This is a genomic window from Ruegeria sp. G7, from assembly GCF_056535465.1.
On record NZ_JBQFIL010000001.1, the window covers coordinates 3,036,114 to 3,060,971 of the forward strand.

22 protein-coding genes, 1 tRNA gene and 2 riboswitches are annotated in these 24,858 nt (G+C 60.2%); of the genes, 8 read left to right on the forward strand and 15 right to left on the reverse strand.

Annotated features, from left to right (window positions below; genetic code table 11):
• Positions 1 to 33: 33 nt before the first annotated feature.
• The 6 genes from ACR3EN_RS15275 to ACR3EN_RS15300 form a co-directional block, all read right to left on the reverse strand.
• The gene (locus tag ACR3EN_RS15275; protein ID WP_480820035.1) at positions 34 to 930 is read right to left on the reverse strand and encodes a metal ABC transporter solute-binding protein, Zn/Mn family; all 897 of its coding nucleotides are present in this window, start codon (positions 928 to 930) and stop codon (positions 34 to 36) included.
• Positions 927 to 1,829: a metal ABC transporter permease gene (locus ACR3EN_RS15280; RefSeq protein WP_480820033.1), complete on the reverse strand. Its 903-nt coding sequence runs from the start codon at positions 1,827 to 1,829 to the stop codon at positions 927 to 929. Before ACR3EN_RS15280 ends, ACR3EN_RS15275 begins: the two co-directional genes overlap by 4 nt.
• Positions 1,822 to 2,607, reverse strand: a complete 786-nt coding sequence (locus ACR3EN_RS15285; protein WP_480820031.1) for a metal ABC transporter ATP-binding protein — start codon at positions 2,605 to 2,607, stop codon at positions 1,822 to 1,824. Before ACR3EN_RS15285 ends, ACR3EN_RS15280 begins: the two co-directional genes overlap by 8 nt.
• Positions 2,580 to 2,717: a hypothetical protein gene (locus tag ACR3EN_RS15290; RefSeq protein ID WP_480843406.1), complete on the reverse strand. Its 138-nt coding sequence runs from the start codon at positions 2,715 to 2,717 to the stop codon at positions 2,580 to 2,582. The genes ACR3EN_RS15285 and ACR3EN_RS15290 overlap by 28 nt, the downstream gene beginning before the upstream one ends.
• 211 nt (positions 2,718 to 2,928) lie before the next feature.
• Positions 2,929 to 3,139, reverse strand: a riboswitch (cobalamin riboswitch).
• Between the two features lie 97 nt (positions 3,140 to 3,236).
• The gene (locus tag ACR3EN_RS15295; protein ID WP_480820029.1) at positions 3,237 to 4,316 is read right to left on the reverse strand and encodes an FAD-binding oxidoreductase; all 1,080 of its coding nucleotides are present in this window, start codon (positions 4,314 to 4,316) and stop codon (positions 3,237 to 3,239) included.
• A gap of 4 nt (positions 4,317 to 4,320) precedes the next feature.
• On the reverse strand, positions 4,321 to 5,547 hold the full coding sequence (locus ACR3EN_RS15300) for an aromatic ring-hydroxylating oxygenase subunit alpha (protein ID WP_480820027.1): 1,227 nt from the start codon (positions 5,545 to 5,547) through the stop codon (positions 4,321 to 4,323).
• Positions 5,548 to 5,660: 113 nt separating this feature from the next.
• A riboswitch (cobalamin riboswitch) is annotated at positions 5,661 to 5,864 on the reverse strand.
• A gap of 350 nt (positions 5,865 to 6,214) precedes the next feature.
• Between ACR3EN_RS15300 and ACR3EN_RS15305 the strand changes: the two genes are divergently transcribed.
• The 3 genes from ACR3EN_RS15305 (at position 6,215) to ACR3EN_RS15315 (ending at position 7,597) form a co-directional block, all read left to right on the forward strand.
• A tRNA-Leu gene (locus ACR3EN_RS15305) sits at positions 6,215 to 6,298 on the forward strand.
• Between the two features lie 262 nt (positions 6,299 to 6,560).
• The gene (locus tag ACR3EN_RS15310) at positions 6,561 to 7,139 is read left to right on the forward strand and encodes a YqaA family protein (RefSeq protein WP_480820025.1); all 579 of its coding nucleotides are present in this window, start codon (positions 6,561 to 6,563) and stop codon (positions 7,137 to 7,139) included.
• Positions 7,136 to 7,597, forward strand: coding sequence for a disulfide bond formation protein B (locus tag ACR3EN_RS15315; RefSeq protein ID WP_480820023.1), 462 nt, complete (start codon positions 7,136 to 7,138; stop codon positions 7,595 to 7,597). The genes ACR3EN_RS15310 and ACR3EN_RS15315 overlap by 4 nt, the downstream gene beginning before the upstream one ends.
• Before the next feature lie 3 nt (positions 7,598 to 7,600).
• Here ACR3EN_RS15315 and ACR3EN_RS15320 read toward each other — a convergent pair whose 3' ends face one another.
• The gene (locus tag ACR3EN_RS15320; protein WP_480820021.1) at positions 7,601 to 8,188 is read right to left on the reverse strand and encodes an HNH endonuclease; all 588 of its coding nucleotides are present in this window, start codon (positions 8,186 to 8,188) and stop codon (positions 7,601 to 7,603) included.
• A gap of 210 nt (positions 8,189 to 8,398) precedes the next feature.
• Between ACR3EN_RS15320 and ACR3EN_RS15325 the strand changes: the two genes are divergently transcribed.
• Together ACR3EN_RS15325 and ACR3EN_RS15330 are read left to right on the forward strand one after the other, a co-directional pair.
• On the forward strand, positions 8,399 to 9,004 hold the full coding sequence (locus ACR3EN_RS15325; RefSeq protein ID WP_480820019.1) for a pseudouridine synthase: 606 nt from the start codon (positions 8,399 to 8,401) through the stop codon (positions 9,002 to 9,004).
• Positions 9,005 to 9,035: 31 nt separating this feature from the next.
• Positions 9,036 to 9,461 (forward strand): VOC family protein, encoded by a 426-nt coding sequence (locus ACR3EN_RS15330; RefSeq protein ID WP_480820017.1) that lies wholly within the window; start codon positions 9,036 to 9,038, stop codon positions 9,459 to 9,461.
• A gap of 16 nt (positions 9,462 to 9,477) precedes the next feature.
• On the opposite strand, the gene ACR3EN_RS15335 is transcribed toward ACR3EN_RS15330, so the two are convergent.
• Both ACR3EN_RS15335 and ACR3EN_RS15340 read right to left on the reverse strand, forming a co-directional pair.
• A complete protein-coding gene (locus tag ACR3EN_RS15335; protein WP_480529807.1) occupies positions 9,478 to 10,143 on the reverse strand; it encodes an alpha/beta hydrolase in 666 nt (221 codons plus the stop codon).
• Positions 10,140 to 10,772 carry a DNA-3-methyladenine glycosylase family protein gene (locus ACR3EN_RS15340; RefSeq protein ID WP_480820015.1) on the reverse strand — a complete coding sequence of 211 codons (633 nt, stop codon included), beginning with the start codon at positions 10,770 to 10,772 and terminating at the stop codon, positions 10,140 to 10,142. Before ACR3EN_RS15340 ends, ACR3EN_RS15335 begins: the two co-directional genes overlap by 4 nt.
• Before the next feature lie 98 nt (positions 10,773 to 10,870).
• Between ACR3EN_RS15340 and ACR3EN_RS15345 the strand changes: the two genes are divergently transcribed.
• The gene (locus ACR3EN_RS15345; RefSeq protein ID WP_480820013.1) at positions 10,871 to 12,097 is read left to right on the forward strand and encodes an MFS transporter; all 1,227 of its coding nucleotides are present in this window, start codon (positions 10,871 to 10,873) and stop codon (positions 12,095 to 12,097) included.
• A gap of 2 nt (positions 12,098 to 12,099) precedes the next feature.
• Here the strand turns inward: ACR3EN_RS15345 and ACR3EN_RS15350 are convergent, their stop codons facing one another.
• Genes ACR3EN_RS15350 through cysS form a run of 3 tightly spaced genes read right to left on the reverse strand, consistent with a single transcriptional unit; the run spans position 12,100 to position 15,909 of the window.
• The gene (locus tag ACR3EN_RS15350) at positions 12,100 to 12,876 is read right to left on the reverse strand and encodes a squalene/phytoene synthase family protein (RefSeq protein WP_480820011.1); all 777 of its coding nucleotides are present in this window, start codon (positions 12,874 to 12,876) and stop codon (positions 12,100 to 12,102) included.
• 1 nt (position 12,877) lies between these two features.
• Positions 12,878 to 14,512 carry a citramalate synthase gene (cimA, locus tag ACR3EN_RS15355; RefSeq protein WP_480820009.1) on the reverse strand — a complete coding sequence of 545 codons (1,635 nt, stop codon included), beginning with the start codon at positions 14,510 to 14,512 and terminating at the stop codon, positions 12,878 to 12,880.
• Positions 14,509 to 15,909, reverse strand: coding sequence for a cysteine--tRNA ligase (gene cysS, locus ACR3EN_RS15360; protein ID WP_480820007.1), 1,401 nt, complete (start codon positions 15,907 to 15,909; stop codon positions 14,509 to 14,511). The genes cimA and cysS overlap by 4 nt, the downstream gene beginning before the upstream one ends.
• A 266-nt stretch (positions 15,910 to 16,175) precedes the next feature.
• Here cysS and ACR3EN_RS15365 point away from each other — a divergent pair, with 266 nt between their 5' ends.
• Positions 16,176 to 17,369 carry a pyridoxal phosphate-dependent aminotransferase gene (locus ACR3EN_RS15365; RefSeq protein ID WP_480820005.1) on the forward strand — a complete coding sequence of 398 codons (1,194 nt, stop codon included), beginning with the start codon at positions 16,176 to 16,178 and terminating at the stop codon, positions 17,367 to 17,369.
• Between the two features lie 8 nt (positions 17,370 to 17,377).
• On the opposite strand, the gene ACR3EN_RS15370 is transcribed toward ACR3EN_RS15365, so the two are convergent.
• A complete protein-coding gene (locus ACR3EN_RS15370) occupies positions 17,378 to 17,896 on the reverse strand; it encodes an outer membrane protein (RefSeq protein WP_480820003.1) in 519 nt (172 codons plus the stop codon).
• Between the two features lie 414 nt (positions 17,897 to 18,310).
• Between ACR3EN_RS15370 and ACR3EN_RS15375 the strand changes: the two genes are divergently transcribed.
• A complete protein-coding gene (locus ACR3EN_RS15375) occupies positions 18,311 to 19,855 on the forward strand; it encodes a trimethylamine methyltransferase family protein (RefSeq protein WP_480820001.1) in 1,545 nt (514 codons plus the stop codon).
• 52 nt (positions 19,856 to 19,907) lie between these two features.
• Here ACR3EN_RS15375 and ACR3EN_RS15380 read toward each other — a convergent pair whose 3' ends face one another.
• The gene (locus ACR3EN_RS15380; RefSeq protein ID WP_480819999.1) at positions 19,908 to 20,153 is read right to left on the reverse strand and encodes an EF-hand domain-containing protein; all 246 of its coding nucleotides are present in this window, start codon (positions 20,151 to 20,153) and stop codon (positions 19,908 to 19,910) included.
• 544 nt (positions 20,154 to 20,697) lie between these two features.
• Positions 20,698 to 24,315, reverse strand: a complete 3,618-nt coding sequence (locus ACR3EN_RS15385; RefSeq protein ID WP_480819997.1) for a vitamin B12-dependent ribonucleotide reductase — start codon at positions 24,313 to 24,315, stop codon at positions 20,698 to 20,700.
• Positions 24,316 to 24,858 lie beyond the last annotated feature (543 nt).

The window sequence follows — 24,858 nt, forward strand, 5'->3', positions numbered from 1 at the left end:
GCGCAATCGCGCCGCCTCGTTTGTAATCTGGGGTCAGCTTGACGCGTCTTTGCCCAGTGCATTCAGCAAAGTGCCAAGGTTATGCTGGAACATCGCCAGATAACTGGTGGCGGGGCCGCCGCGTTCGGACAAAGCGTCCGAGAACAAACGTCCGCCGATTTCGATCCCGGTTTCGTCCGAAATCTGCTGCACCAGCGCGGGGCTGGTGATGTTCTCAACAAACAATGCAGCCGCACCTTCGGCTTTCAGCTGCGCGATCAGAACGGCAAGCTCTTGGGCCGAGGGTTCGGCTTCTGTATCGATACCGACGGGCGCCAGGAAAGTCATACCATACGCATCAGCAAGATAACCGAATGCGTCATGCGCGGTCACAACTGTACGCCGATCCGCGGGCAGCTCGGCCAGCTTGGCCTTGGTCTGCGCATCCAGCGCTTCCAACTCGGCGATATAGGCATCGGCATTGGCGGCAATCTGGTCGGCGTGCTCGGGCATCGCTTGTTTCATCGCGTCCGCCACATTGCTCACGTAGATCACGCCGTTCGACAGAGAATTCCAAGCATGCGGATCGATCTCACTGTCGACCTTGACCGGGGTGACGCCCTCGGTTGCGACATGCACGGTGGCTTCGGTGCCGGACTCGGTGATCAGGGTGTCTGACCACGTCTCAAACCCCAGACCGTTGACAAAGATGATGTCCGCTTGGGCCACGGCTTTTGCGTCAGCAACCGACGGCTGATACACATGCGCGTCGGCGTCGGGACCGACGATGGTTGTCACGTCGGCCAAATCGCCAACAACCTCTTCGACCATGTCGCCAAGGATCGAGAAACTGGCGACGACCTTGATGTCTTCGCCCGCCTTGGCTGGATAGGCCACCAATGCGACCGCAACCGCAGCGATGCCTGCATAAAGGGATTTGATAAGAGTCATTTTGCTCGCTCTTCTTGATGAATGTGCGCAATAGAAGTGTCATTCTTGACAGACGGTTTGCGCAGCCCCCTGCCAAAGCCTAGCGGCCCAAGCACGGCCGAAATCAGAAAGAAACCACCAGCGACCAGCACGATTGCCGGGCCAGACGGGGTTGCGGGAAACAGGTAAGACAGGGTCAGTCCGATCCAGCAGCTGGACAGCGCAAAGACAAAACCCAAAGCCAGCTGCGCGGTAATGGTGCTGGCCCAATATCTGGCCGCCGTCGCCGGCAGGATCATCAGGCCGACCGCCATCAGCGTGCCAAGCGTCTTGAAAGCGGCCAGAAGGTTCAGTACCAGCAGCAGCATGAACCCCTGCTCGACCAACCAGGGCCGCCGTGTCTGGGTCTCGAAAAAGACCGGGTCACAGGTGCTGACGATCAGCGGCCTGAGCAGAAAGGCGAAGCTGACCAGAGTGACCATCGCAACCCCGCCCACCAGCAGCATCGAGGCGTCGTCGATCCCAAGAATCGAACCGAACAAAAAGCTTTTCAGTGGCACAGCAGAACCTGCAGCCGACAGTATGAAGATGCCCACGGCCAGGGCGATCAGATAGAGCGACGCAAGGCTCGCATCGCTGCGCAGGATTGTTCTACGTGCCAAAAATGCTGTCAGGAGCGCAACACCGACACCGGCGATCAGGCCACCGACCAACAGCGACATGACAGACAATCCTGCGGTCACAAAACCGATCACGATGCCCGGCGTAATCGCATGAGCCATGGCTTCGCCCGCAAGCGACAGACGGCGCAGGACCAAAAACGCCCCCACCGGTGCCACGGATGCCGACAAAACCGTTGTGGCGACGAACGCCCGGCGCATGAATGCAAAACCCCACATCTCGGCGAGCAGATCAAACATGCGCATTCTCCGCTGGCGTGGGTTCGCTTCGAAACATCCACGAAGCCTGGCTTTCCGACAGATAACCCTGCGCAACCAGCCGGTCGGGGGTCAGGACGTCATACACCGGACCATAGGTCGCTTCCTGCCCGCCCAGCAGAAGGGCGTGGCTGCAATGGTCCAGAACCGAAGACAGATCATGCACCACCAGGACCACGGCGCGTCCCTCATCGCGCCATCGACGAATGATCGACAACAGGTGCGCCTCGGTGTTCTGGTCGACAGCGGCAAAGGGTTCATCCAGAAGAACAAGCGGAGCATCCTGCATAATCACGCGCGCAAACAGCGCGCGCTGCAGCTGTCCGCCGGACAATTGATGCAGCGGGCGGTCGGCGATATCGAGAACGCCCGCTTCGTCAAGCGCAGCGGCCACCCGGTCTCGGGCGGCGCTGTCCAGCCCCGACCGGAGCCCGAAACCGCGCCACGCCCCCATAGCAGCCAGATCCCGTACGCGAATGGGGAAACGCCGATCGAACTCGGTCATCTGTGCGAGATACCCGATCTCAGACGGTCGCCCCTGCGGCCAGCTTAGCGTTCCGGCAAGCGGATCCAACAGACCCAGCAGCATTTTCACAAAAGTGCTTTTGCCGGATCCGTTCGTGCCAAGGACGGCCAGCGTTGTTCCGGCCTCAATGTCCATCGACAGGTTGCGGAACAACGTAAGATCGCGATACCCCAGCGTCAGGCCGCACAGTTGCAGAACACCCGACATCAGATCACCGCGTAAATCATGAGCCACAGCAGCGCCGACACGATCAGAGCGCCGGCAACCAGGATCGGAACGCTGAATTCCGTCAGGCAACGTAGCCTTTGCGCACCGGTCGCGCGAGGGGTCAGAGGACGGGTCATCGGTTACCGACGACGCCGAGAGGGCGGCTTTGGAACGTCAGCCACGCTGCAGCGACGCAGCGTCTGCCAGCTTCGCGGGGCCCGCTCTCAGGATTTTGCAACGCCACGTGTTTCGGCTCCTCGGTTTGGACGGGGGCAAGGCGAGTGCAAAGTCTGGGACGGCGACAGCCGCTTGGAACATTGTCATCTCCCTCCGGGACACCCCGCCCGGGTTCGTTCAAATCGGATGGCAGGTCTCCTGACTTGCGGGTCGATGCTGTCCCGATCCTTCCCAGGCGATTGCCCAGTGGCCGATCTCGGGTCGCTCACCGCCTACAGTTGCGGGGGCAGTCACGGATTTGGCCTGATCGCACGGGCCGCACCATATTCCCTTGAATCCCGCGCGCGATTCGCGTTCAGGAACCATCCTGGTCACAAGATACGAAACAACTTGATTTGACAAGGAAGCGCACTAACACAAAGTCGTTTGTCGCCAAGTTAGAGGGGCGGCAGACCGCAATGCGCGCCGCCCGTTCCATGTCAGACCTCGACTTCGACCTTGCCGATGGGGTTTGAACAACAGGCCAGAATGTAACCTGCCTCGATATCGTCTTCCGAAATACCGCCATTGTGAACCATGTGCACCTCGCCCGCGGTCTTTCTGACTTTGCAGGTGCCGCACACCCCGAAGGTACAGCCCGACGGTATGTTCAGCCCGACCGAGCGCGCGGCGACCAGAACGGTGTCCGTTTCGGCCACTTTGGCCGTCACGCCCGAGGCGGCGAACACGATCTCGGCACTGCTGTCGTCGTCGGGGACAACATCATCCAGCGCAGGCTGATCGGCCTCGGTCTCGATCGGGGCACCAAAGCTTTCCTGATGATAGTTGTCCATGTCGAAACCCAGACCCACCAGCGCGTCACGCACGGCCTGCATGAAAGGTTCCGGGCCGCAGCAATAGACTTCGCGCTCAAGATAATCGGGGGCCATCAAGCCCAGCATCAGCTGGTTGAACTGGCCTTGATACCCGGTCCAGGGGCGGTATTCGTCCGCTTCTTCGACGACGAATTTCAGATCCAGACCGTGGGTTCGGCTGGCCATCTGCTCCAACCGTTGGCGAAAGATAATCTCGGACGGGCGCTTGGCGCAGTTGATGAACACAACGTCCAGATCGCGCCCTTCATCCCACATGCAAGTCGTCATCGACATCATCGGCGTGATACCCGATCCGGCCGAGATGAACAGAAACTTGCGCGCCGTGCTTTGGGCATTGGTGAACAGACCCGCAGGCCCGATCGCGCGCAGCCGCATCCCCGGCTGCAGATTGTCCAGCATCCAGCGCGTGCCGATACTGTCGGGCTGCGCCTTCGCCGTGATGGTGATCGATCGGGGCCGCGATGGCGAGGACGAGATCGTGTAGGTCCGATGCACGACACCGCCCGGTTGACCCGGAGCGGGAATCTCAAGCGTCAGAAACTGGCCGGGTTGATAAGCGAACATCGCGCCCGAGGGGGCCCGAAAGGTAAAGCTGGCTGTGTTCGGCATTTCGGGTACCACCGAGACGCATTCCAGCGTCTCATCATCCTGCCAGAGCGTGGCCATTGGGCTAAGATCATTCATGGCGTCACTCCGCAGCGATGGTTTCGGGGCTCAGACGTGCTGACAGGGTCCTGCAGTACCAGTCGGTGAACTGCAGCACGCCCGATTCCTGAGTGTCCGAATACGGGCCAGGTACATAGGCCGGGCTGTTGATGCCCTGCTGATTGTCCTCGACCACGCGACGATCTTCATCATTGGTGGCGATCCAGACCTCGGTCAGCCGCTTGATGTCGTAATCCAGCCCTTCCACGGCATCTTTGTGAACCAGCCATTTTGTAGTGACCTCGGATTCGGTCGCGCTGACGGGGGTGACGCGGAAGACGATCGAATGATCCGGCAGGAAGTGATTCCACGTCGTCGGGTAATGAAACTGTAGCAACGCTCCGGCATCGGCAAACGGAACCCGGCCCAGCCAGCGCCGCACAGCTGCCTTGCCATCCATGGTATAGCTTTCGGCCCCCTCTTTCAGCGGCATCCGCGCCACCCGAAACTGGCCATCGGTGCTCAGATGAAAGTTCGACGGCACCCCGGCGGCCTCGCACCGGTCGAAATGTGCCTGCAGATGTGCAGGCGTTTCACCGCCTTCGCCGATGCCGGTCACGCTGGGATCGTCAGGATAAGTGCGGCAAAGCGCAGGATGATTACCACCGCAGTGATAACATTCTCGGTTGTTCTCCCAGACCAGCTTCCAGTTCCCGTTCTCGATGATCGAGCTTTCATAGGCCACCTTGGCGTTGCCAAGATCATGCGGTTCAAGATAAGGCCGCGCCACATCGGCAAAGGCGTTGAAATCAGGCGCGTCCTCCGCAAGACAGATATAAACAAGCCCCGCCAATTCACGGCAATGCACGGACTTCAGACCGTGCTGCTTGGGGTCGAAATCAGGCCCCATATCGCGCGCCCACAGAAGCGATCCGTCCAGTTCATAGGTCCATTGGTGATACGGGCAGACCAGCTTGGGCGCGTTCCCCTTTGCGGCCTTGCAGATGATCGAGCCCCGATGCCGGCAGGTGTTGTGAAATGCACGAATCTGGTTGTCTGTGCCGCGCACGATGATCACGCGATATGCACCGATGGTATAGGTGACGTAATCACCCGACTTCACCAATTCGCAGGCCGGTATGGCAAACAGCCATTCGCGATAGTGGATGGCTTCCAGATCAGCCTGAAAAATAGCGGGATCGGTATAGAATGGCTGCTCAAGCGCATAGGCCGGGTTCCGGCGCGCCAACAGGCTTTGAATACTGCTCACTTATGGCTCTCCTGCCGCACGCCGCGGCACTGCTTGGGCAGATGGCAACAGGAGGCCCGCCCGGAAGCGTACGAGGATCACGCCCGGCAACAGCGCCCCCACCGCCACCCGCGGTTTGACATATCCACGAGGCTGGTTTCCGGACTTCGAAGGGGCTCGCGCCCGGTTTCGGCACCTTCCCGGGATCCTCGTCCCAGTGGTTGATCGCCGAACCCGACCTTCGTTACCGTTGCGGGGGCAGTGCCGGATTTGCACCGGCTTCCCAATTCTCCGCTGTCCGAGAATCAAACAGCGGCACCTCGTAGCGGCAAGATAAATTTACACCGCATCACCGCTGAAAGGCTTGCGACATTTCCCGTTCCAAAACAGACACCGCCCTGAATTCGCTGCCGCAAGAGCGAGGCTGTCCTCGGTTTGTTTTTGTTCTTCAATGGGTCAGATCGTCATCATGCAAGCGCAAAAACCCTGCGCTTTAATCGGGGCCGCGCGAGGTCAAGCTTGTCTCTCGGCGGCGGAACCAACACTGCGCCTTTCGAATGGTGCCGCTTAGCGGCGGGATCGATCATCGAACGCACCGTCTTATCGGTGGACGAAATCGCATCGACACATTTAGCGGCGATCACCCTGTTGACGACCCCCGGCAGGTCGCCTAAACGAGAACTCAAGGGCCCTTCTGGTGGAACGGTAGACACGAAGCATTCAAAATGCTTTGCCTCACGGCGTCCCGGTTCGAATCCGGGGAAGGGCACCATTCATCTCCACGACAACACGCATCGTTTCCACAAACTGGTCTGTCGCGTAACACTGCGGCTTTGCCCATCACCCCGTTTGCCCGAAATGCGCCATACCGGGCGCATGCTCCCGGGCGCGCCGCAAACACCGCGTGGGTGTGATCATGCGGCGGTATCAAGTGAAAAACCGCTATCGCGCGAAATGAGGCGACCACAGAGGTTGACCCCTCGACATGCGCATGGTTTGGCTTGGCGCAACACTTGCCGGGATATTTGTATCATATGTTGCGATCACTTTATGACTGGACCATTCGTCTGGCCGAGCACCCCCATGCGCTTTGGGCGCTGGCCGTTGTTGCCTTTATTGAAAGCTCATTTTTTCCGATCCCGCCCGATGTTCTGATGATCCCGATGATCCTTGCACGACCATCGCGGGCGTGGCTGATCGCATCCGTCGCGCTGGTGGCCTCGGTATTGGGTGGGATTTTGGGCTATGCAATCGGCGCGTTTTTCTACGAGAGCCTTGGCCAACCCGTATTGGAAGCAATGGGCAAAGCGCATGCGATGGAAGAATTCAACACGCGCTTTAATGACTTCGGCTTTTGGGCCGTGCTTGCGGCCGGCGTTACGCCATTTCCCTACAAAGTCATCACAATCATGTCCGGATGGACCGGGATGCCGCTGGGTACCTTCATTGCAACATCAATCCTGGCCCGCGCGCTGCGGTTCTTCTTGGTCGCCGGGCTGCTTTGGAAATTTGGCGAACCGATCCGGGACTTCATCGAAAAACGTCTGGGCCTGATGTTCACCCTGTTCATCATCCTGCTATTTGGCGGGTTTCTGGTGGTGAGATACCTATGACACGAAACGCCCTGATCTTACTGGCAGCTTCCGGGTCGGCCGCCCTGCTTTTGGGGGCCTGGGCATTTCAGTATCTCGGCGGGCTGGCACCTTGCACAATGTGCATCTGGCAACGCTATCCGCATGGCGCGGCGGTGATCCTGGGCGTATTGGCGCTGGCGTGGCCCGGGGCCCGCGCCCTGCCCTTGCTCGGGGCGCTTGCTGCGGCGACCACCGCCGGGATCGGCTTTTTTCATGCCGGCGTCGAAAAAGGCTGGTGGGAGGGGCCCACGACCTGCACATCCGGCCCCATCGGCGGGCTGAGCGCCGAAGAATTACTGGATCAGATCATGTCCGCCCCGCTGGTGCGTTGTGACGATATCGCGTGGGAAATGCTGGGGGTGTCCATGGCTGGCTGGAATGGCGTGCTCTCTAGCGTATTGGTTCTGATCTGGCTCGCCGCATGGCGGGCGCGCTAGGCGCTACTGCTGATCCAGTTCCGCGTCCCAGTACAAGAAATCGATCCAGCTTTCGTGCAGATGATTGGGCGGGAATTTGCGGCCAATGTTACGCAATGCCTCGGCATCGGGCTGACGCGGTGGCTTGTTCAGCGACATTCTGGCCTGACGCAAGGATTTCGATCCCTTGCGCAGGTTACACGGGCTGCAAGCCGCAACCACGTTCTGCCAGCTTGTAACCCCGCCTGCCGCACGCGGCACCACATGGTCAAAGGTCAGATTTTCGCGACTGCCGCAGTACTGACATTTGAATTCGTCCCGCAAAAATAAATTAAAGCGCGTGAAGGCCACGCGCTTTCTGGGTTTTACATAGTCTTTCAGAACAACGACCGAGGGTATTCGGATCTCGGTACTGGGGCTTCGGACAACTTCGTCGTATTCGGCAACGATATCGACCCTGTCCAGCCAAGCCGCCTTTATTGCCTCCTGCCAGGGCCACAAGGACAAGGGATAATAGGACAACGGCCGGTAATCGGCGTTCAAAACCAATGCCGGATGATGCTTGAGCGCACCGGTTTCCCTGACAAATTCGGCCCTGAAGTCTCCGTCCATATTGAATCGCTCCTCGCTCTGCTCTGCCCGTTTGTGACATCAGAGCGGGGAACACCCGCCCCGGCCTTACGCTGACTATATCTCGTGTTAAATCTCTGACAAGTGCCGAGTTCACACAACATCTCGGGTATTCGTTATGCCGAATCCGTAACAGATAAGTGACACTTATCCACAGGTTGCGCTGATGTGGCGCGGACGCTATGGCGGGGCATGTCCTGGTTCATTCGTTTCAACAAACCCTATGACGTGCTGCCGCAGTTCACGGACCGCGCCAATGCGGACTCGCCCCGCAGCACGCTGTCGGATTTCATCGACCTGCCCGGCGTCTATCCTGCCGGTCGTCTGGATCGCGACAGCGAGGGGCTGATGCTATTGACCGATCAGGGGCGTCTGCAGGCGCAGATATCCGACCCCAAGCACAAAATGACCAAGACTTATTGGGTTCAGGTCGAAGGGCTTCCCGATGCGGCGGCGCTGACTGCGCTGCGCCAGGGCGTCGAACTGAAAGACGGCCTGACCCGGCCCGCCAAGGCGCGCCTGATTGACGAACCCGAGGACCTCTGGCCGCGTACCCCACCGATCCGGGTGCGCCAGACCGTGCCGGACTGCTGGCTTGAACTGACACTCCGCGAGGGTCGCAACCGTCAGGTACGCCGGATGACGGCAGCCGTCGGCCACCCGACCCTGCGTCTGATCCGCGCCCGCATCGGAGACTGGTCGCTCGACGGGCTTGCGCCCGGACAGTGGGACAGCCTGCCCATGCCCACCCTGAGCGTGGCACCACAGCGCAAACGCGACCGCCGCCTGCGTCGGTGACAAAAACCGCGCGATGTGATAGGCTTAAGGGATGAAGGTGACACCAGACATCCCGGCCCCATCGGCCATTCTGGAAGCCGCGCTTTATGTCGATGATCTGGACGCGGCCGAAGACTTCTATGGCCAGATACTGGGCCTTGAGAAAATCCAGCGCGTGACCGATCGCCATGTGTTCTATCGGGTCGGTGGGTCGGTTCTGCTGCTGTTCAACGCCGATGAGACCGAGAAACCACCCGGCAACCCCGACCTGCCCGTCCCGCCGCATGGCGCACGCGGACCGGGCCATGTCTGCCTTGTACTCAGCCGCGATGACATCGCCGTAATGCGCAAGCACCTGCTGGACTGGAACGTTCCGCTGGATACCGAGTTCGACTGGCCCAACGGGGCCCGCTCACTTTACGTCCGCGACCCTGCAGGAAATTCGATTGAATTCGCCGAGGCGCATCTGTGGGGCTAAGACCCCACGACTAAGCTCAGAGGCTCAGCTTGTCGCGCATGAACGCCAAAGCAACGCTCAGACCATCCGGAGCAATGCCATGGCCCGTGCCCTTCATGACATGGGCATAGACCTCTTTGAACCCGGCACTCTGCAAGGCTTCGGCTGCTTCGGGCAGCGATTGCGGCGGCACAACATCGTCGGCGTCGCCATGCACCAGCAGAACGGGCATCCGGCTGACCACCTCATCCGGCAGCAAATCCGGCTCCAGCAGTCGTCCCGAGAAGGCGACGATCCCGGCCACCGGGTCTTCACGACGCGGGGCGACGTGCAGGCTCATCATGGTGCCTTGGCTGAAGCCAAACAGAACGACCTGCTCGGGCAGAACATCCTCATCCACCATCAGCGCGTCCAGAAAGGCGTTGAAATCCTCAACCGCCATTTCCATCCCGCGCCGGGCCTCTTCCTCGGACGAGCCATCGATCCACGGGATCGGGAACCACTGAAAACCGTTGGGCATGCCGGCAATCTGCTCGGGCGCATCGGGGGCCACGAACAGCGTATCCGGCAGGTGTTCCCCCAGCGGATCAGCCAGACCCAGCAGGTCGGCACCGTTCGCACCATAGCCATGCACAAACACCACGACCGAGCGTGTATCCCCCGAGACCGGCTCTTTCCTCAGCGCATTCAAAACCCGTGTCATCTGATCCCTTCTCTGTCTTTGGCGACCCGGTAATAGGCCCACAACACCCGCGCCGCAACGGATCGCCAGGGCGACCACGCTTCGGCCATCTGGCGTAATTCTTTGTCGGTTGGTCTTTTCGGCAAGTCATAAAGGATGCGCGCCGCCTCTTGCAGGGCCAGATCGCCCGGCGCAATCACATCGGCGCGACCCAGCGAGAACATCGCATAAATCTCGGCGGTCCAGACACCGATGCCCGGCACCTCGGTCAGGATCGCCACCACCTGATCATCCGGTGCATCGCGCAGCGCCTTGTAATCGATCCGCGCCTCGGCCAGCGCACGGGCATAGCGGATTTTCTGACGGCTGAGCCCAACCGCGCGCAAATCGTCATCCGTCGCCCACATGATCTTGCGCGGGCCGGTCAGTTTGGCATCCCGCAACCGCTTCCAGATCGCATTGGCCGACGCCACACTGACCTGCTGGCTGACGATCGCGCTGAGAAGCTGGGCAAACCCATCCGGCTTGCGCCGAAGCGGCAGCGGCCCGGTCTGGTCCATCGCATAAGCCATCCGCGGGCAGGCCCCGGCCAGCCACTCGGCCCCTTCGGTCACGCAGTCCGGTGTTTCGATGATGCGTCCAACGGACATGCGCTCTCCGATAAGTGATCCTTGCCTGCACGTTAGGCGGATGTGCCGCATATGCAACCCGCTTGTGCCACATCGCAATCGCCGATAACCATTTGCCCATGACGATGACCGCAGCCACCCCGGACGACAGCCAGGCCAAGCGCAACGTCGCCGTACTTGTGGCGGCGCAGGCCGTGCTGGGCGCGCAGATGCCGATGATGTTCATCGTCGGCGGGCTGGCCGGGCAATCGCTGGCCAGCAACGCCTGTCTAGCCACATTGCCGATCTCGCTGATCGTTCTGGGCTCGATGATGGCGGCGACGCCGATCTCTGCCATCATGCAGCGCTGGGGGAGGCGCGCGGGGTTTCTTGTCGGCTCAACCGCGGGTGCTGCGGGTGGGGTAATCGGCGCTTATGGCCTGTATCTGGGTTCGTTCCCGTTGTTCCTTGTCGGCAGCTTCCTGACCGGCATCTACATGAGCGCGCATGGCTTCTATCGCTTTGCCGCTGCCGACACCGCATCTGACGCATTTCGGCCCAAAGCCATATCCTACGTCATGGCCGGAGGGCTGGCGGCAGCGATCATTGGCCCGCAGATCGTCAAGCTGACCTCGCAGGCCTATGTGATTCCGTTTCTGGGCACTTATCTGGCCGTCATCGCGATCAACGTCTTCGGCTCGGCGCTGTTCTTCTTTCTCGACATCCCGACCCCGCCTAAGCCCACAAAGGAAGACCCCAAAGGTCGCACCCGGCTCGAGCTGCTGAAAACACCGCGCATCGCGGTGGCGATCATCTGCGCGATGGTTTCATACGCGTTAATGAACCTTGTGATGACATCGACGCCGCTGGCCGTTGTCGGCTGCGGTTACACCGAGGGCGATGCGGCAGACATCGTCACCAGTCACGTGCTGGCCATGTATATTCCCAGCTTCTTCACCGGCCATCTGATCGCACGGTTCGGGGTCGAAAAAATCGTGGCGCTTGGTTTGGCCATTCTCGGCGGGGCTGGCATCGTGGCCCTGCAAGGCGTTGATCTGGGAAACTTTTTCGTCGCCCTGATCCTGCTGGGGATCGGCTGGAACTTTGGCTTCATCGGGGCCACCAGCATGCTGGCGGACTCGCATGAAGTGCATGAGCGTGGACGGATGCAGGGCCTGAACGACCTGCTGGTCTTTGGCGGCGTCACCTTTGCCTCGCTGGCGTCGGGAGGCCTGATGAACTGCTCGGGCGGTTCGGCGGTCGAGGGCTGGACGGCGGTCAACCTCGCCATGATCCCGCTGCTGACGCTGGCAGGTGGCGCGCTGTTGTGGCTGGTGCTCAGGCCTTCGGACCCTCAGACCGCCTGATCCTACCAGCGCCCCGTTGCCGCTGTTTTCATCAGCGAAAACCGGCGGCGGATTTCACCCTGCGCCAAGGCGCCTGCGGCCACGCGTTCGGGCCGAGCCAAGGCGGCCCGCAACACCCATTCGGTCTGCCACCCGGCATAGAGCGCAGGCCGCGCTTGCGCAGTAACGTCATTGCGCGCCGCCCGCGCGCGCGCCAGCCGGTCCAACGCCTTTTGCGCCAGCGCCCGAACCCCATCCTGCGTCCCATCGAGCAGAGGAATCCTGCCCCGCGCCTCAAGCGCGGGGATGGCCCGGAACCAGTTCGCGATCCCGGTCGCATAGCCAAAGTCACGCAGAACAGTCTCATCCGCGGACCCCAAAGCCTGCGCAGACACCACCATCAGCGTTCCGGCGCTATGGTTGATGTAAGCGTCGAAATGCACCTCATCCTCGAACGGATCGCGGTAGATATCCCAGCGCCTTACGGCCACATATTCATCCAACTGCGCCGCCAGATGAGGTGAGATCACACGGGACAAGGGCGTCACAACCTCATGCCGCCGAACGGTCGGGCCTTCGGCAACCTCCTGCAGCGCATCGCGCCACCATTGCAGGCGCATCTCGGCGATCATGCTTTCCTGCGTCACCCATGGCGCGCGCGCCACCTCGACATTCAGCGCATAGATCGGAAACAGAACCGCCCGCGCCGCAACCGGCGCGGCCATCGCCGCCATGAAACGATCCGGATCGGCCTTATGCACCAGCGCGGCGCAGGCCTTTATGTCGTCGTCGAATTCCACGTTATTCGGCAGCGGCGGAGCGCGGCGCGCAATCGCTTACCAGTTTCCACTGGATCGCATCCAGCAGAGCCTCAAACGAGGCGTCGATTATATTCGCACTCACCCCGACAGTGGACCAGCGCCGCCCCTGCCCGTCTTCGCTGTCGATGATCACGCGGGTCACCGCCTCGGTCCCGCCTTGGGTGATGCGCACCTTGAAGTCGACCAGCCGCATATCCGCCAGTATCTGCGAATACTGCCCCAGATCCTTGGCCAGAGCCTTCGCCAAAGCGTTCACCGGACCGCGATCACTGCCATCTTCGTCAAGCGATTCACTGACCGACAGTTTCTTCTCACCGTCCACTTTCACAACAACAACCGCCTCAGACAGGCTGACCATCTTGTTGTATTTGTTCTTTCGGCGCTCAACGGTGACCTTGTAGCGTTTGACCTCGAAGAACTCGGGCAACTGCTCCAGCTCATCCCGCGCCAGCAGCTCAAAACTGGCCTGCGCGGTGTCATAGGAATAACCCTCGGCCTCCCGCAATTTGATCCGTTCAAGGATACGCCCCAACGCCGGATCGCCCGCGTCGACGGTCAGCCCTGCATCGGTCAGACGCTTGCGCAGGTTCGACTGCCCGGCCTGGTTCGACATCGGAATGATGCGCGCATTGCCGACGCTTGCCGGGTCTATATGCTCATAGGTCGACGGGTCCTTGAGGATCGCACTGGCGTGCAGCCCCGCCTTATGCGCAAAGGCTGAGGCCCCAACATAGGCGCTCTGCTTGCTGGGCACTCGGTTCAAGATATCATCCAGCATCCGGCTGATCCGCGTCAACCCCGCCAGCGCCTTGGGCTTCACCCCGATCTCATAGCGCGAGGCGTAGGGCTCTTTCAGCATCAGCGTCGGGATCAAAGCGGTCAGATTGGCGTTACCGCAGCGCTCACCCAACCCGTTCAGCGTGCCCTGCACCTGCCGCGCGCCAGCATCGACGGCGGCCAGAGAACACGCCACCGCATTCTCGGTGTCGTTATGTGTATGAATGCCCAGCCGATCCCCGGGCAGACCAGCGGCGATCACCTCGGACACGATGCGCCCGACCTCGGCAGGCAAGGCACCGCCATTGGTGTCGCACAAAACGACCCAGCGCGCGCCAGCGTCCAGCGCGGCCCGGCAGACCTCCACCGCGTATTCGGGATTGTCCTTGTAGCCGTCAAAGAAGTGCTCGGCATCGAACAAAGCCTCGCGCCCCTGCGCCACGATATGCGCGACCGAGGCCCGCACGTTTTCGGTGTTCTCCTCAAGCGCGATGCCAAGCGCGTCCGTCACATGGTAGTCATGCGACTTCCCCACCAGACAGACCGCAGGCGTCCCGGCATTCATCACCGCCGCCAGCACGTCATCATTCTCGGCCGACCGCCCCGCGCGCTTGGTCATCCCAAACGCGGTCAAACAGGCCGCAGTCTTGGGCGCCGCCTCAAAGAATGCGCTATCCGTCGGGTTTGCGCCGGGCCAGCCGCCTTCGATGTAGTCTACGCCCAACGCGTCCAGCGCCCGCGCGATCTGCACCTTCTCAGCAGTCGAAAACTGCACGCCCTGCGTTTGCTGCCCGTCCCGCAAGGTGGTGTCGTAAAGGTAAAGACGCTCTTTGCTCATCCAACCCCCTCCAGCTTGGCGGGATCGAAACCGGCACCGGGCACCAGTTCAACGCCCTCCTTGCTCATCCGAACCTCAAGCCCGGCGGCGACATACGCGGCCTTCAGGCGATCCACCTCCGAGAAATCCTTGGATTGCATCGCAGCCGCCCGCGCCTCGGCCAGCCGTTCGGCATGTGACGACAGATCGACCGAACCCGCCTGAGCCCAGCTGCCCATCTCATCGGTCAATAACCCGACCACCTGCGCGCTCGCCAACAAAGACGCGGCATCGCCCTCTGCTGCCAAGCGGTGCAGCTCTGCGATGGCACCTGCGGTGTTCAGATCATCACCAAGCGCCGCGATGACCGCGGGGGCCGCGGTGGCGGCGGGCTCGATGCCCGCTGTCAGCGCCCGCCACTTGCGCAACGTTGCCTCGGCCTCGCGCGCCTTCTTCTCGGTCCAGTCCATCGGCTTGCGATAGTGGGTCTGCAGGAAGACAAAGCGGATCACCTCACCGGGCACCCCCTGTTTCAAAAGATCATGAACGGTAAAGAAATTGCCCAGCGATTTGGACATCTTCTTACCCTCGACCTGCAGCATCTCATTATGCATCCAGACACGCGCGAACTCACCCTGCGGATGGGCGCACTTGCTCTGAGCAATCTCGTTTTCATGATGCGGGAACATCAGATCATTGCCGCCGCCATGAATGTCGAAGCTCTCACCCAGCAACTCATAGCTCATGGCCGAGCATTCAATATGCCAGCCCGGACGCCCCCGGCCCCACGGACTGTCCCAGCCGGGCAATTCATCAGTCGACGGCTTCCACAGCACAAAATCCATCGGGTTCTTCTTGTAGGGCGCGACCTCAACCCGCGCGCCTGCGATCATGTCATCGACCGAGCGACCCGACAGCGCGCCGTAATCGTCCTTCCAGCTATCCACGGCAAACAACACATGCCCCTCGGCGGCATACGCATGCCCCTTGGCAATCAGGCCCTCGATCATCGCAATCATCTGCGCGATGTACTGCGTGGCACGCGGCATCTCATCGGGCTCCATCGCGCCCAGAGCGCCCATATCATGCAGATACCAGCCAATGGTCTCGTCCGAACGCTCCTGCACCAACTGCTCCAGAGACCCCTCGGCCCCGGCCTTCTTCCGCGCCAGAGCGGTCGCGTTGATCTTGTCATCCACATCGGTGAAATTGCGCACATAGGTCACATGATCGGCACCATAAACATAACGCAACAACCGGTAGAGCACGTCAAACACCACAACAGGACGCGCATTTCCCAGATGGGCGCGATCATAGACCGTCGGGCCACAGACATACATCCGCACATTGCTGGGATCGATCGGCGCGAAATCCTCTTTCGCCCGTGTCCTCGTGTTGTGCAGTTTGATCGTTGTCATCGGGTCGTGCTCCTGAAACAGCATATACGTCACGCGTTGGCGCGGGCTTAGCAACTTGTCTCAGGGATGAAAACGAAAGAAACCGGCCCGCTTGAGAAATCAGCAGGAAATGCAGCAGATAATGATGCGGGTTTTCCGGTTCATGCGCCCTGCCTAGCATGGGTTCGCCGCGCCGCCAAGTCCTGAGTTCGCCCCGGGTGCCGTCCCGAAGCCGATTGACAAAACCTTGGCGCTCTGCCCCATTTCGCCCAAAGGGAGCGCGCGCCATGAAACTATCACATCGCATCACGCATCTGACCGGCGGCGGCTCGGACGGGTGGGACGTGTTCTACCGCGCCCGCCAGATGATCGCCGAAGGCCACGCTGTCACCGAGCTGACCATCGGCGAGCATGATATCGGCACCGACCCCTCGATTCTGGCGGCGATGGATGCATCGGCGCGCGACGGTCATACAGGGTATGCGATGGTACCGGGGACCGATCTGCTGCGCGATACGGTCGCCGCGCGAGTCCAGCTGCGCACCGGTGTACGAACAACCCGAGACAACGTGTTGATCACACCCGGCGGTCAGGCGGCGCTGTTTGCTGCGCATACCGCGCTGTGCGATCCCGGTGATGTAGGCCTCTATCTCGACCCCTATTATGCCACCTATCCCGGCACCATCCGCGGGGCTGGAGCCATTGCCCGCCCCATCGCGACCCGTGCCGAAGACGCCTTCCAGCCCCGCGCCAAGGATATCGACGCCGCCGCCGATGGCGCTGTTTCTCTGCTGATCAACACCCCGAACAACCCGACCGGCGTGGTTTATGCCCCTGAAACGCTCTCGGCCATCGCCGAACTGTGCCACCGACGAGACCTGTGGCTGATCTCGGACGAGGTCTATGACACGCAGGTCTGGGACGGCAGCCATCTGTCCCCTCGCGTCCTGCCCGGCATGGCCGAGCGCACGCTGGTCGTTGGGTCAATGTCGAAATCCCACGCCATGACCGGATCGCGCTGCGGCTGGATCGTCGCTTCGGAGGAAGTCATCGCGCATCTGATCAACCTCGCCACCCACACCACGTACGGCGTGCCGGGGTTCATTCAGGACGCCGCCAGCTATGCCCTGAACGCCGGACACGAACTGGAGAGCCGCATATCAGAACCCTTCCGCCGCCGCCGCGCGCTGGCGCTGGACGTGCTGGCCACCCAGCAGGCCGTTGGCCTGATCCCGGCGCAGGGGGCAATGTACCTGATGTTGGATGTCCGCGCGACGGGACTGAGCGGCGAAGGCTTCGCCAACGCCCTGCTCGACACTCATTCGATCGCTGTCATGCCCGGCGAAAGCTTCGGCACCGCCGCCGCAGGCCATATTCGGGTCGCCATGACCATCGATGATGAGAAGTTCGTCGCCTCGCTGAAGCTGCTCTGTGCGTTTGCCGCGCAATTGGCAGCCGAGGCTCAAGCCGCCACGGCCTGACCTACAGATCAGAAACGGAAGGTCGTGCGCAGGTTAAAGACATTGGCATCAAGCCCCCTGCCAGCCGTTGGCACATCGTCGAAATTCTGCCGCAACGCCTCACCGCTGATGACGAATCGGTCGCCCAGCGGATAAGCAACGCCGATCCCGTAAACCGCAGCCGTGTCGCTGTCGCCCGAGGTGCTGGCACGCGCCGTACCGACCACGACATACCCCAGCGCCGAACCGAAATCATAGCCGCCGCGCAGTTTCAGGCGAGACATGCTGTCAAGGCTTCCCTCTGACTGGCCGAGATCGAGGTTCAGGCGGTTGTACTCCAGCTCACCACCCAGAACGAAATTGCCGAAATCATAATCATAACCGATATGCGGACCAAAAGCGGCATCACTGCCGCCTACCCCACCTGACCCGTCAACATCCGCGTAGCCGAAACTGAAGCCGACATAGGCCCCTGTCCAGTCTTCTGCCAACACAGGGCCAGACCCCGCAAACAGGGCTGCAAAAACGAAGGCCTTGGTAAATTTCATTCAGACCTCCGAACAAAAGATGCCGGTCTGGGCGGATTGCGGGGCCGCACACTGGTATCGGTGTGGCAATGAATAGGGCTTAAACTCTCAAGCATAGGTTAATTAACTATGTACAGAATAACAGATTTCTATCGAAACAGGAAAAAACATTTTCTCACGAGCATTTGTACGCCGTCGATGTTTCGTCATCGGAAATTATCCACAGTCAAGTCGCAAATAGGACAGATTATGTCGCCAAGCACCGCAACACTTGAAAAACCCAACTGAGGCCGTGAATGCAAAGCGACGTCTGGAAAATTCGTCTGATCAGCCGCACGATCGGTGCGGACCGGGGGCGTGCTGCGCGTGGCAGGCCAAACCTCTGCTAGGTTTATCCGCAGTCACGTTACCCACCTCAGAGCCGGACTTAAGTTCATGAACGATCAAACCCCCACTCCTTCTCGCAGCGGCGGGCGCGCCGCGCGTCGTGCAGCCCGCGCAGCGGCCCTGCCGGAACACTTGCGCCCCATTCGTCCAGGAATGGAGGGCGGTGTCCTCAATGTCCTGACCCCAAACCAGATCGAGCGCATTCACGAAGCCGCCCTTACGGCCCTTGAGACCATCGGCCTGGCCGACGCACCACAAAGCGGTATCGACTATCTGGTCGCCGCCGGATGTAACCTGGGCCAAGATGGTCGCATTCGCTTTCCCCGCGCGCTGGTCGAGGACACCATCGCCAAAGCCAACCGCGCTGTCACGTTGTACAGCCGGGATGGCAAAACCGATCTGGAACTGTCGGGTACCAAGGTTCACTATGGCACCGCCGGGGCCGCCGTCAGCATGGTCGATGTCCACGGGCAGGACTATCGCGATTCAACCGTTCAGGACCTGCACGATGCTGCGCGCATCTGCGAACAGCTTGAAAACATTCACTTTGTCCAACGCCCAATGGTCTGCCGCGATATCACCGATAACCTCGAGATGGACCTGAACACCATCTACGCCGCCTGTTCGGGGACATTCAAACATATCGGCACATCCTTTACCGAACCCAGTCACGTCTCCCCCGCCGTCGAGATGCTCCACATGATCGCCGGTGGCGAGGACAAGTATCGCGCGCGGCCTTTTGTTTCGAACTCGAACTGTTTCGTCGTGCCGCCTATGAAATTCGCGACCGAAAGCTGCGAGGTGATGGAGGAATGCATCAAAGCAGGCATGCCCGTCCTGCTCCTGTCCGCTGGCATGGCCGGGGCCACGGCACCATCAACCATCGCCGGCGCGATCACGCAAGCCACCGCAGAATGTCTGGCCGGGCTGGTTTACGTAAACGCCGTAAGCCCCGGAGCGCCCGCGATTTTCGGCACCTGGCCTTTTGGTCTGGATCTGCGCACAGGTGCGATGTCCATCGGCTCGGGCGAACAGGCTCTGCTGACGGCAGGTTGCGCACAGATGCACCGTTTCTATGACCTGCCTGGCGGTGCGGCCGCCGGAGCCTCAGATTCGAAGCTGCCCGATATGCAGGCCGGTTGGGAGCAGATGTGCTCAAACGTCATGGCAGGACTGTCGGGCCTGAACATGGTCTATGAGGCGGCAGGAATGCATGCCTCATTATTGGGATTTTGCCATGAAAGCCTGATATTGGGTGACGATCTGATTGGTCAGGCACAGCGCTGTGTGCGCGGGATCGAGGTCAGCGACGAGACGCTTGCGCTGGATCAGATGGCCGAGGTCTGCATGGGTGGGCCCGGGCATTATCTGGGCACCGATGCAACGCTCAGCAGGATGCAGGCGGATTATGTCTATCCGACCTTCGGGGATCGGACCTCGCCCAAGGAATGGGTTGAATTAGGTAAGCCGGACCTGATCGAGAAGGCCATCGCCAGAAAAGAGGAAATTCTCGCAACGCCGTCCAGCGCGCGCTTTGATCCGCTTCTGGATGCCGAACTGCGCGATAAATTCAACATTCACCTTCCCACCTAACCTATTGAAAAGTGGCCCAAGAAAGGCTTGAGCCACTTCCTGTCCATTGCGATTACCCGTTGCTGGGGGGCAGCAAACCGGCTTCTTCCGCAATGGCAATCTCATCTGCATCCAGCGTGCCGTCTCCATTTGCGTCCATGACAGAGAAGGTGTCTGCGTCAACTTCGGGAAGAACGACTTGCACCTCTTCGATGGTCAAGACACCATCGCCATTTGCATCCGCGCTGGATTGCGCCAGCGCCATTGTGGGCGCGCCAAGCGCAACTACGGACAGGGTCACCAGTGTTAACGGTTTCATGATATTGCCTCCTGAGTGAGTTGTTTTGCGTATTTCGTCCGGACAGGGGCAACAGACACCCATCCCGCATCCACTGTCACCCGCATGACGAGAATGCTGGGTAGACGCGCCAATCTTTGCGTGTCTGCCTGAGTCTCATCCGCGAAGGCCCGCCGGGTAAAATGTCGCTCATCCTTTTCGGCAGGTATTGCCCGGCGGGATCAGGCCGCTCCGGCGGGGCTCTGCCTAGATTGCCGGGTAAACGGTCGAAAAAGAAAGGGGGCCGAAGCCCCCTGTCAGTTTCGCCTTCCAGGCTCAATTCGTTGACCGCCCGGTGTTTTTTTGCCTGCGGCCTGGACTGCGCATGGAACGAGCGCACCCGTTCCGTGAGAGAGTGGGAGGGAGCAAATATTCCGCCCCACCCTGTTCCCGGCCAACACGGGCATGTCGGCCGAGTGAAACAAGGCATCGATGGTAAGTCTCAGCGCCTTGCTTCGTATTCGTCGGGGTCGGTACCTGTGGCAGCTATCCGACCCCTGCACCCCGGGTTGCCGGGGCGCTAAACTCAGCTACACCCGCTTGTCGCGCCGCAGGTGTTGCACTTCATGCAGGTGCCGTTGCGCACCAGCGTGTAGTTTCCGCATTCGCCGCAGGGATCGCCCTCGTATCCTTGCATTTTGGCTTTGGTCCGTGCGTCCATACCGGTTGCAACCGCCGTTTCAGCAGGTGCCTCAAAGGTGGCTGCGGTTTCGGCCATGCCGGTTACATCGGTCTGACCGCCGTTGAAGACCATCAGGTCTTGCGGCAGGCGCTTGCGCAGATACCCGGTCGAGCTGATTTGTTTCAGCACTTCCAAGGACTTGGTTGCCGCGCTTTCGCTGATTTCCGAGACGTTCGACAGACCATCCTCTTCGCCGCGGCCCAGATCGTCAAAGGTTGCACCCTCGGGTTTCACATGCGCCAGATCGGTGCGGTCCAAATAGGACACGGCCAGTTCGCGGAAGATGTAATCCAAGATTGACGTCGCGTTCTTGATCGAGTCGTTGCCCTGCACCATCCCAGCCGGTTCGAACTTGGTGAAGGTAAAGGCGTCCACGAATTCTTCCAGCGGCACGCCGTATTGCAGGCCAACCGACACGGCGATGGCAAAGTTGTTCATCATCGCCCGGAAGCCAGCGCCTTCCTTGTGCATGTCGATGAAGATCTCGCCCAGCTTGCCGTCCTCGAACTCACCGGTGCGCAGATAAACTTTGTGGCCGCCGACGATCGCTTTCTGGGTATAGCCCTTGCGGCGATGGGGCAGTTTCTCACGATGGCTGCGGATCATTTCCTTGACCACAACCTTCTCGATCACCTTCTCGGCCAGAACGACGGCTTTCTCTTGCGTCGAACCGCTTTCCAGCACTTCCGCTGCTTCGTCGTCATCCTCGACCAGCGCCGCCGCCAGTGGCTGGGACAGTTTCGAGCCGTCACGATAGAGTGCGTTCGCCTTCACGCCCAACGACCACGACAGTTCATAAGCCTTCTGGCAATCCTCGATGGTCGCGTCATTTGGCATGTTGATCGTCTTCGAGATCGCACCAGAGATGAAACTCTGCGCAGCGGCCATCATGGTGATGTGGCTATCAACCCCAAGGAAACGCTTGCCTTTCTTGCCGCACGGATTGGCGCAGTCAAAGATGGCATAGTGCTCTTCCTTCAGATGCGGCGCACCTTCCAGAGTCATGGTTCCGCAGACATGATCGTTCGCCGCGTCGATATCGGCTTTGGTAAAGCCCAGATGGCGCAGCAGGTCGAAGGTCGGGTCGTTCAGCTTGGTCGCCGGGATGCCCAGAACGCCGGTGCAGAAATCTTCACCCAGCGTCCACTGGTTGAAGACGAACCGGATGTCGAAGGCGCTTTCTAGTGCGGCGTCCACCTTGGCCAGTTCGTTCGGGCCAAAGCCGTGACCGGTCAGCGAGGTGTGGTTGATCCCCGGTGCATTACCGATGGTGCCGTGGCCAACCGCATAGCTGACGATCTCTTCGATCTGAGCCGAAGAATAGCCCAGCTTTTCCAGCGCCGACGGCACTGAGCGGTTGATGATCTTGAAGTAACCACCCCCGGCCAGTTTCTTGAATTTGACCAGCGCAAAATCAGGTTCGATCCCCGTGGTGTCGCAATCCATCACCAGACCAATGGTGCCGGTCGGCGCAATCACAGTGGCCTGAGCGTTGCGGTAGCCGTTCTTCTCGCCGAGGCTCAGAGCCTCATCCCAAGCCGACATGGCCAGATCGACCAAACGCTTGTCCGGGCAGTTGCCGTGGTCCAGAGGAACCGGCTTCACAGCCAGTTTCTCATACCCCTCGGTCACGCCCTGCGACGCGCGGCGGTGATTGCGGATAACGCGCAGCATGTGGTCGGCGTTGCGCTCGTACCCCTTGAACGGCCCCAACTCACCTGCAATTTCAGCCGAGGTCGCATAGGCCACACCGGTCATGATCGCAGTCAGCGCGCCACAGATCGCCCGGCCCTCATCCGAGTCATAGCTGTAGCCCATGTTCATCAGCAGGCCGCCGATATTTGCGTAGCCCAGACCCAAAGTGCGGAAGTCGTAAGACAGCTGCGCGATTTCCTTGGACGGGAACTGCGCCATTGTAACCGAGATTTCCAGCGTCAGGGTCCACAGGCGCGAGGCGTGCATGTAGTCCGCCGCCTGGAACTCGCCATCCTTGAGGAAGGTCAGCAGGTTCATCGACGCCAGGTTACAGGCCGTATCGTCCAGGAACATATATTCCGAGCACGGGTTCGAGCCGCGGATTTCCCCATCTTCGGGGCATGTGTGCCATTCATTGACGGTATCATGGAACTGGATACCCGGATCGGCACAAGCCCATGCAGCGTGGCCGACTTTCTCCCACAGATCGCGGGCCTTGACGGTCTTGGCGACCTTGCCATCGGTCCGGTTAATGAGCTCCCAATCGGCGTCTTTTTCGACGGCGGTCAGGAACGCGTTGGTCACGCGGATCGAGTTGTTCGAGTTCTGTCCCGAGACGGAGCTATAGGCTTCGGAATCCCAGTCCGTATCATAGGTCGGGAATTCGATGCTGTCGTGGCCCTGTTTGGCATAGTCCAGCACGCGCTTGATGTAAGTCTCGGGGATCGCGACCTTTTTGGCCTCGCGCACCGCCTTTTTCAACGCGTCGTTTTTGTTGGGATCGTAAGCATCATCCGCAGACCCGTCCCAAGACCGAATGGCCTCGAAAATGCCGTTCAGCATCTTTTCGTGCATCTTCGATCCGGCAACGATCGAGGCCACCTTCTGCTCTTCGAGCACCTTCCAGTCAATGAACTGCTCGATATCCGGGTGATCTGCGTCGACGATCACCATCTTTGCTGCTCGACGGGTTGTCCCGCCTGATTTGATCGCGCCAGCGGCGCGGTCGCCGATCTTGAGAAAGCCCATCAGGCCCGAGGATTTTCCGCCACCCGACAGCGCCTCGCCTTCTGCGCGCAGATGGCTGAAGTTCGTACCAGTGCCCGAGCCGTATTTGAACAGGCGCGCCTCGCGCACCCACAGGTCCATGATGCCGCCTTCGTTCACCAGATCATCATCGACGGACTGGATGAAACACGCGTGCGGCTGCGGATGTTCGTATGCGGATTTCGACTTGGTCAGTTTACCGGTCTTGTAGTCGACATAATGGTGCCCCTGCGCCGGGCCGTCGATTCCATAAGCCCAATGCAGACCCGTGTTGAACCACTGAGGCGAATTCGGCGCCGCGCGCTGGGTCGCCAGCATGTAGCGCATCTCGTCGAAATAGGCGCGAGCATCATCCTCGGTCGAGAAATAGCCGCCCTTCCAGCCCCAATAAGCCCACGCACCGGCCAGACGGTCGAATACCTGCTTGGACGAGGTTTCGCCTGTGAATTCAGCACCTTCTGCGGGCACCGAACGCCACAGGAATTCCGGAACGTCTTTCTCTTTGACCTTCTTCAGCGCAGACGGAACACCCGCCTTGCGGAAATATTTCTGCGCGATGACGTCGCTGGCAACCTGGCTCCATTTCGCAGGGACCTCAATCTCGTCCAGACGGAAAACGATTGTACCATCCGGGTTGCGGATTTCAGAGGTCGCCGAGACAAAGTCCAGATCGGAATATGCATCCTGTCCCGGTTTGGTGAATTTTCTTTCAATCTTCATGTCCGCTGCCCCAGCTTCAGGTTGTCCAAAATTCTCAACGCCGGCACCAAATCTTGTGTTGCGGGGTGCCGCCCGCGCGACCGACCAGAAAGGACGCAAACGACCGCGCGCTGCCCATAACAGCGCAAAACCACGTTGCGGTTGCACATTCTATTGGTTTGCTGTCCGTCCCTTGCCCGGAACCCTTTTCTGGTCATTGCCTACCAGATTTAGTGGCTCCGCTATCGGCCTATACAATCTGACGTATTGACCTATAGTTGGTCAACGGGCTTTTTCGCTCATTTTTGAAATCTTTTGGGTTGACCCGATACGCGGCATCGGCAGGAACCCGCCTGCCAATGATTCCCCCACACGCAGGTTGCGACGATCCATCAAAGCAACCGCACGAGTCGCAAATTGATTTCTCGTTCCGCCCATAGCAGTTACAAGAGAATGGTCATGCAGATGCCGGTTAAGCAAGATCGCAGAGAATCATCGTCTGCGGCAGGGCGCGCATGGCATAAAGGCGGTGTTGCGTTTTTCGTACAGGATTCGTTTCCACCA

Bases quoted from the DNA above. Each gene is read 5' to 3' on its own strand.
- ACR3EN_RS15275 (WP_480820035.1), bottom strand. From the start codon at position 930: ATGACTCTTATCAAATCCCTTTATGCAGGCATCGCTGCGGTTGCGGTC.
- ACR3EN_RS15280 (WP_480820033.1), bottom strand. From the start codon at position 1,829: ATGTTTGATCTGCTCGCCGAGATGTGGGGTTTTGCATTCATGCGCCGG.
- ACR3EN_RS15290 (WP_480843406.1), bottom strand. From the start codon at position 2,717: ATGACCCGTCCTCTGACCCCTCGCGCGACCGGTGCGCAAAGGCTACGT.
- ACR3EN_RS15295 (WP_480820029.1), bottom strand. From the start codon at position 4,316: ATGAATGATCTTAGCCCAATGGCCACGCTCTGGCAGGATGATGAGACG.
- ACR3EN_RS15310 (WP_480820025.1), top strand. From the start codon at position 6,561: ATGTTGCGATCACTTTATGACTGGACCATTCGTCTGGCCGAGCACCCC.
- ACR3EN_RS15315 (WP_480820023.1), top strand. From the start codon at position 7,136: ATGACACGAAACGCCCTGATCTTACTGGCAGCTTCCGGGTCGGCCGCC.
- ACR3EN_RS15320 (WP_480820021.1), bottom strand. From the start codon at position 8,188: ATGGACGGAGACTTCAGGGCCGAATTTGTCAGGGAAACCGGTGCGCTC.
- ACR3EN_RS15325 (WP_480820019.1), top strand. From the start codon at position 8,399: ATGTCCTGGTTCATTCGTTTCAACAAACCCTATGACGTGCTGCCGCAG.
- ACR3EN_RS15330 (WP_480820017.1), top strand. From the start codon at position 9,036: ATGAAGGTGACACCAGACATCCCGGCCCCATCGGCCATTCTGGAAGCC.
- ACR3EN_RS15335 (WP_480529807.1), bottom strand. From the start codon at position 10,143: ATGACACGGGTTTTGAATGCGCTGAGGAAAGAGCCGGTCTCGGGGGAT.
- ACR3EN_RS15340 (WP_480820015.1), bottom strand. From the start codon at position 10,772: ATGTCCGTTGGACGCATCATCGAAACACCGGACTGCGTGACCGAAGGG.
- ACR3EN_RS15345 (WP_480820013.1), top strand. From the start codon at position 10,871: ATGACGATGACCGCAGCCACCCCGGACGACAGCCAGGCCAAGCGCAAC.
- cimA (WP_480820009.1), bottom strand. From the start codon at position 14,512: ATGAGCAAAGAGCGTCTTTACCTTTACGACACCACCTTGCGGGACGGG.
- cysS (WP_480820007.1), bottom strand. From the start codon at position 15,909: ATGACAACGATCAAACTGCACAACACGAGGACACGGGCGAAAGAGGAT.
- ACR3EN_RS15365 (WP_480820005.1), top strand. From the start codon at position 16,176: ATGAAACTATCACATCGCATCACGCATCTGACCGGCGGCGGCTCGGAC.
- ACR3EN_RS15370 (WP_480820003.1), bottom strand. From the start codon at position 17,896: ATGAAATTTACCAAGGCCTTCGTTTTTGCAGCCCTGTTTGCGGGGTCT.
- ACR3EN_RS15375 (WP_480820001.1), top strand. From the start codon at position 18,311: ATGAACGATCAAACCCCCACTCCTTCTCGCAGCGGCGGGCGCGCCGCG.
- ACR3EN_RS15380 (WP_480819999.1), bottom strand. From the start codon at position 20,153: ATGAAACCGTTAACACTGGTGACCCTGTCCGTAGTTGCGCTTGGCGCG.
- ACR3EN_RS15385 (WP_480819997.1), bottom strand. From the start codon at position 24,315: ATGAAGATTGAAAGAAAATTCACCAAACCGGGACAGGATGCATATTCC.